This window comes from Kitasatospora sp. NPDC091257 (genome assembly GCF_044757675.1).
In the GTDB taxonomy this organism is placed as follows: domain Bacteria; phylum Actinomycetota; class Actinomycetes; order Streptomycetales; family Streptomycetaceae; genus Kitasatospora; species Kitasatospora lactacystinica.
Genome location: NZ_JBIVVI010000542.1, coordinates 1 through 5,847 on the forward strand (window position 1 = coordinate 1; position 5,847 = coordinate 5,847).

4 protein-coding genes are annotated in these 5,847 nt (G+C 75.0%); all 4 read left to right on the plus strand.

Going from position 1 to position 5,847, the window contains the following annotated elements; translation table 11 throughout:
• Nucleotides 1-52: 52 nt before the first annotated feature.
• On the plus strand, nt 53-1,396 hold the full coding sequence (locus ACIQOV_RS23795) for a hypothetical protein (protein WP_401051503.1): 1,344 nt from the start codon (nt 53-55) through the stop codon (nt 1,394-1,396).
• A 148-nt stretch (nt 1,397-1,544) separates the two neighbouring features.
• Nucleotides 1,545-1,844: an acylphosphatase gene (locus tag ACIQOV_RS23800; RefSeq protein ID WP_359900575.1), complete on the plus strand. Its 300-nt coding sequence runs from the start codon at nt 1,545-1,547 to the stop codon at nt 1,842-1,844.
• Nucleotides 1,845-2,268: 424 nt separating this feature from the next.
• Entirely contained in the window at nt 2,269-2,472 is a 204-nt protein-coding gene (locus ACIQOV_RS23805) for a hypothetical protein (RefSeq protein WP_045702518.1), read from the plus strand.
• Between the two features lie 155 nt (nt 2,473-2,627).
• On the plus strand, nt 2,628-5,847 hold a 3,220-nt coding region (gene smc, locus ACIQOV_RS23810), incomplete at its 3' end, for a chromosome segregation protein SMC (RefSeq protein WP_401051505.1).

Below are 5,847 nucleotides of genomic sequence, written 5' to 3' on the forward strand. Positions count from 1 at the left end.
GTATGCGAAGGGTATGGCGTGCTCCGGGGCCGGTCACGGTAGCGTCGGGGGCATGAGAACCCTTGCACGACGTTCCCGGGGCGCCGGGCCGCTTGCCCTGGTGGCGGCGCTGCTCGGGCTGCTGCTCCTGCTGGCGCCCGCGGCCTCGGCGGCCGGCGGACTGAGCGACGCCGCGGCCTCCCTGAAGAAGGGCCGGGTCTACGTCGACCCGGCCATGACGAGCCGCTTCGGCCAGGACCGGGCCGACGCCCTGACCAAGAAGATCGACAAGGCCGACAAGCCGATCTTCATCGCGGTGATCCCCGACTCTCCGGCCTACGCGAAGAGCAACCTCCAGGACCTCCGCACCCTGGTGGGCATCGACGGCGTCTACGCGGTCTGGCACGGCGACAAGTTCGACGCCGGCGGCGACCGCGGCGCGATGGGCGCGGGCCAGCCGCAGCGCATCGCCGGGGCGGCCTTCCGGTCGAACGGCGGCGACATCGACGCCACCCTGAACTCCTTCGTCGACCAGGCCGCCCCGCAGACCAAGGGCACCGGGGTCAACCACAGCACCTCGATCGCCTGGGTGGTCATCCCGCTCGTGCTGGTCGCGCTCGCCGGCACCGGCGTCTTCCTGCTGTTCCGCCGCGCCAAGAAGCGCAAGGAGGAGCAGGCCCGGGCCGAGCTGGAGCAGCTGCGCCGGGTCGTGGACGAGGACATCACCGCCTTCGGCGTCGAACTGGAGCGGCTCGACTTCAGCCCGGCCGCGGCCGACGCCGACGACGTCCAGCGCACCGACTACAGCCACGCCCTGGACTCGTACGAGAAGTCCAAGCGGCTGATGGACGAGGCGAAGAAGCCCGAGGACGTCAAGCAGGTCACCGAGGCGATCGAGGACGGCCGCTTCTCGCTGGCCACCCTGGCCGCCCGGCGGGACAGGCGGCCGCTGCCCGAGCGCCGTCCCCCGTGCTTCATGGACCCGCGACACGGCCCGTCCGTCAAGGACGTGGACTGGGCCCCGGCCGGCGGCTCCCCCCGCTCCGTGCCGGTCTGCCAGGCCGACGCGGACCGCGTGGCGGCCGGCCTCGACCCGGCGATCCGCACCGTCGACACCGACCAGGGCCCGCAGCCGTACTGGAACGCCGGCCCGGCGTACGCCCCGTACGCGGGCGGCTACTACAGCGGCTTCGGCGGCGGCCTGCTGCCCGGCCTGCTGGTCGGCACCATGCTCGGCTCGATGATGAGCTCCCCGGCCTACGCGGCGGCGCCGATGATGGGCGGCGGCTACCAGGACCAGTACGAGGGCGGCGACTACACCGGCGCCGACTTCAACCCGGCCGACTTCGGCGGCGGCGATTTCGGCGGCGGTGGCGATTTCGGCGGTGGCGGCGACTTCGGCGGCGGGGACTGGTAACCCGCAGCACCGACCGTCCACGTCAGCGGCCCCGCCGGAGCACCGGCGGGGCCGCTGACGTCCTCGTCCCGGCCGGCGTGCGCGGGGCGGGTCGGCCGGGCGGTGGCCGGGCGCGCGGGCCGCCGGGGCGTGTCCTAAGGTCAGGGGCATGCACGGTCGCGACGCCCACAGTGAGGAACCGGTCCGGGTGACCGCCTGGGTCCGGGGGAAGGTCCAGCAGGTCGGGTTCCGCTGGTGGACCAGGGCACGGGCGCTGGAGATCGGCCTGACCGGCTACGCCGGCAACCTCGGCGACGGCCGGGTGCAGGTGGTGGCCGAGGGACTCGCGGCCGACTGCGAGCAACTGCTGGCCCGGCTGCGCGGCCCGGGGACCCCGGGGAACGTCAGCGGGGTCACCGAGATCTGGACGGCCGTCGGCCCCGGTTACGAGGGTTTCGAGATCCGCTGAGCCGCCCCGGGCCGGAGCTCCGGCGAACCGGGGTGCGGCGTTCCGGGAAAAGATCCGGAACCGGCGGTGTCACGAGGTTGCCATCCGGGCAGACTCGTGGTTGACTCCGCATCGAACGATGATCCACGAGCACATGGTGGACCCGTCCCGAGACCCCCCAGGCGTGACGACACCGCCGGGCAGGTGACAGGGGCGCGGTAGCGTGCGGTGATCGTGTTGACCCTTTCCGTCTTTGGTGAGACGCTGGAAGCCCGCGCACACGACCGCGTTCTCCCGGCAGGCGCATGCCCCCGTGAGCCCAGCTCACGGTGGTTGTGCCGTAGTGCCCAGCCAGCACTTCCGGTGACGCGCCGCGCGTGCGTCCCCCTTCCCCCTAGACCTGGACCGTTCCGGTTCGGTCACTCAGCGTGGAGGACCATTCATCATGGCAAAGGCGCTTCTCGGGTACGTCGGCGGCCCCGACCCGCGAATGCTCTCCGAGATGCGACGGCTTCAGCAGCGCGTCCAGGACCTTGAAGCCGAGCTCCTTCGGATGCAGGCTGAGAACGACGCTCTGACCGCTGTCGCTGACGAGCACTCGCTGCTCAACAGCATCGATCTGGATCAGCGGGAGCCGGCTCTCACCTGAGTCCCGCCCGGTCCTCGCAGATCGACGCCGCTGTGCACTGAGCCGCCCCGAAAGGGACGCAGCTTGCAAGGGACGCCCGGATGTGGCGTCCCTTCGTCGTGTCCGGCGCCGGATAAAGTCGGTTCCTGTCCTGAGTGATCGAGGAGACCGGCCGCGTGCACCTGAAGAGCCTGACGCTGCGCGGGTTCAAGTCCTTCGCCTCCAGCACCACCCTGCGCTTCGAGCCCGGCATCACCTGCGTCGTCGGCCCGAACGGCTCCGGCAAGTCGAACGTGGTGGACGCGCTGTCCTGGGTGATGGGCGAGCAGGGGGTCAAGTCGCTGCGCGGCGGCAAGATGGAGGACGTCATCTTCGCCGGGACCAGCGGGCGCGCCCCGCTCGGCCGCGCCGAGGTCAGCCTCACCATCGACAACGGCGACGGCGCCCTGCCGATCGACTACGCCGAAGTGACCATCACCCGGACCATGTTCCGCAACGGCGGCAGCGAGTACGCGCTCAACGGCGAGACCTGCCGCCTGCTGGACATCCAGGAACTGCTCTCCGACTCCGGTATCGGCCGCGAGATGCACGTCATCGTCGGGCAGGGGCAACTGGACTCCGTGCTGCACGCCGACCCGATGGGGCGGCGCGCCTTCATCGAGGAGGCGGCCGGCGTCCTCAAGCACCGCAAGCGCAAGGAGAAGGCGCTGCGGAAGCTGGACGCGATGCAGGCCAACCTCAACCGGGTCCAGGACCTGGTCGCCGAACTGCGCCGCCAGCTCGGGCCGCTCGGCCGGCAGGCCCGGATCGCCCGCCGGGCCGCCGGCATCCAGGCCGACCTGCGCGACGCCCGGCTGCGGCTGCTCGCCGACGACCTGTGCACGCTCCGCCGGGCCGTCGAGGCCGAGATCGCGGACGAACTGGCGCTGCGCCTGCGCCGCACCACCGTCGAGCAGGAACTGGCCCGCGCGGTGCAGCGCGAGAGCGTCCTGGAGGCGCAGGTCCAGCGGCTCGGACCCGGCCTGGAGACCGCCCGGCAGACCTGGTACCGGCTCTCCGCGCTCGCCGAGCGCACCCGCGGCACCATCGGGCTGGCCGAGGCCCGCGCCCGGCACGCCGTCGCCGGGGACCGGGGCGAGGAGCGGCGCGGGCGCGACCCCGAGGACCTGGAACAGGAGGCCGGGCGGGTCCGCGAGGAGGAGGCCGCGCTGACCGGGGCGCTGGAGGAGGCCCGGTACGCGCTGGCCGAGGCGGTCGAGCGCAAGGACGGGCTGGAGCGGGAGCTGGCCGACGAGGAGCGCCGGCTGCGCGACGCCGCCCGGGCCATCGCCGACCGCCGGGAAGGCCTGGCCCGGCTGCAGGGGCAGGCCGCCGCCGCCCGCTCCAGGGCCGCCGCGGCGCAGGCCGAGATCGGCCGGCTCGCCGAGGCCAGGGACGAGGCGCTGCTGCGCGCCGAGTCCGCCCGGGCCGAGCTGGACGAACTCCGGCAGCAGGTGGACGGCGCGACCGGGGACGACGAGCAGGCCGAGGCCGGGTACCGGCGGGCGCGCGAGCGGCTGGCCGCCGTGGAGGAGGGGCTGGCCGCGGCCCGGGAGACGGCCGGCGCCGCCGAGCGCGAGCGGGCCGCCCTGACCGCGCGGCACGAGGCGCTCTCCCTCGGGCTGCGCCGCAAGGACGGCACCGGCGCGCTGCTGGAGGTGGGGGAGCGGCTGGGCGGGGTGCTCGGCCCGGCGGCCGCGCTGCTGCGGATCGAGGCGGGGTACGAGGTGCCGCTGGCCGCGGCGCTCGGCGCGGCGGCCGACGCGGTGGCCGTCGACTCGCCGTCCGCCGCCGCCGGGGCGCTGCGGCTGCTGCGGGCCGAGGACGCCGGCCGGGCCGCGCTGCTGATCGCCGGCGCCGCCGAGGTGGCGCAGGCGGCGGGGGAGTTGCCGGACGGAGCCCGCTGGGCGGCCGAACTGGTGGACGGGCCCGAGGAGTTGCTCGGTGCGGTCCGGCGGCTGCTGGCCGGGGTGGCGGTGGTCGAGGACCTGGATCAGGCGCTGCGGCTGACCGCCGCGCAGCCCGGAGTCTGCGCCGTCACCGCGGACGGGGACCGGCTCGGCGCCGGCTTCGCCCAGGGCGGGTCCGGCGGTGCGCCGAGCCTGCTGGAGACCCAGGCGGCGGTGGACGAGGCGGCCCGGGCGATCGGGGAACTCACCGAGCGCTGCGCCGAGTCGGCCGAGCGGCTGGCCGAACTCGCCGAACGGCGGCGGGAGTCGGCCGCCGAGGTGGAGCAACTGGCCGAGCGGCGGCGGCAGGCGGAGAAGGAACGGGCCCAGGTCGCCGGGGCACTCGGCCGGCTCGGCGGGCAGGCCCGCGCCGCCGCCGGGGAGGCCGAGCGGCTGTCGGCCGCCGCCGCGCGGGCCGAGCAGGGGCTGACCGAACTGCTCGACGGCGCCGAGGAACTGGCACAGCGCCTGGCCGCCGCCGAGGATTCGGCCCGGGCGGGCCAGGACGAGCCGGACACCGCCGAACAGCAGCGCCTGGCTGAGGCCGCGAGCGCCGCCCGGCAGGCCGAGCTGGAGGCCCGGCTCGCGGTGCGCACCCACGAGGAACGGGTCCGCGCCCTGGCCGGCCGGGCCGACCAGCTGGACCGCGCCGCCCGCGCCGAACGCGAGGCGCGCGCCCGGGCCGCCGAGCGCCGCCGGCGCGCCGAGCACGACGCCTCGGTGGCGAACGCCGTCGCGGCGGGCGCCCGGCAGCTGCTGGCCTGCCTGGAGGTGTCGCTGGCCCGGGCGGACGCCGGGCGGGTGGCCGTCGAACAGGCGCGGGCCGAGCGCGAGCACGAGCTGCGCGAGCACCGCGAGCACGGCCGCGGGCTCAAGGAGGAGCTGGACAAGCTGGTCGACGCCGGGCACCGGGACGAGGTGCTGCGGGCCGAGAAGCGGCTGCGGATCGAGCAGCTGGAGGCCCGCGCGCTGGAGGAGTTCGGCATCGACGGCGGCGAACTGCTCGCCTCGTACGGGCCCGACCAGCCCGTCCCGCCCTCGCCCGCGGCGCCGTCCGCCGATGTCGCCGCCAGTGTCGCCGCCGAGGAGGGGAAGGAGCCGGGGGAGCCGTACCCGTACGTCCGGGCCGAGCAGGAGAAGCGGCTGCGGGCGGCCGAGAAGGCCTACCTTCAGCTCGGCAAGGTCAACCCGCTGGCGCTGGAGGAGTTCACCGCGCTGGAGGAGCGGCACCGGTTCCTCGGCGAGCAGCTGGACGACCTCAAGCGCAGCCGGCGCGACCTGCTGGACATCGTCCGGGACGTGGACCAGCGGGTCGAGCAGCTGTTCACCTCGGCCTACCACGACACCGCCGCCCAGTTCGAGGGCGTCTTCGCCCGGCTCTTCCCCGGCGGGGAGGGCCGGCTGGTGC